General features: G+C 45.9%; 1 protein-coding gene. It reads right to left on the bottom strand.

The genetic code is table 11. The annotated features are described in order from the left end of the window. A partial coding sequence (locus N1032_RS24425) for a hypothetical protein (protein ID WP_259543099.1) occupies positions 1–856 on the bottom strand: 856 nt, incomplete at both ends.

Genomic DNA, 856 nt, shown 5'->3' with positions numbered 1-856 from the left:
GTACCAGATTTACCATAAAGGTCACGAGCGAGGTTAGTAGTTTGCCCAGATACATTCTCCACACCTGCACCAATATCTTGGTCAAGCATGTTCATAGTCATTGGAGTATCAGTGTCAATCGCCAGCTCAGCCATTTTCTGAGCAGCAGATGCAGAACCTTGACTTGCAGAATGATTGACATAGGCATCTGCCATAGCAGAAACATCATCATCCAGTGTAGAATTCATCATGGATGTTTTGATTTTACCAAGAGCATCTTCTGTATCAAAAGCTTGTTGAGTAAAATGAGCAGGTGGTTCAACACCTTTATTTTTTAATTTCGTATCTGTCTGAATAGCAGTACGACCTTCTGGACTAATATTACCACCAAGTGCACGACTTAATCCATGAGCACCTGTGTGTAAAATACCACCAGCAACTGCACCAACAGTCCCCGCTTCAGCCAACCCTTCATTCCAAGGTTTACCAGCAGCAAGGTTAGACATGGCAGTCATACTCATGTTTGATACCGCTGGCTGAACAACCGCCTCACCAGCACGGGCAGCAGCACGAGTCAATGGGTTAGCAGCCATAGCAGCAGCACGTGCACCACGAGCCAACCCACCAGTAGCATAATCCACAGCAGCACTACCAACACCAGCTAAACCAGCTTTACCGATATCATAACGATTACCTTCTTCAGCCTGAGCACGGAGAGCATCAGCAGTAGCCAATGTACCCATTGCAGCAGCACCTAATTCAGGTTGCACAATACCAGCAGCAATCACTGGAGCATATGTCAATACACCAGAAGCTACTTGTCCTACTGTACCTAATTTTTCCTGTTCAGCCGCAGCTACTGCATTAGCATTTTTAG

The organism is Herbiconiux daphne, from assembly GCF_024979295.1.
GTDB classification, from domain to species: Bacteria; Actinomycetota; Actinomycetes; order Actinomycetales; family Microbacteriaceae; genus Herbiconiux; species Herbiconiux daphnes.
This window is presented reverse-complemented; position numbering and strand designations above follow the sequence as displayed.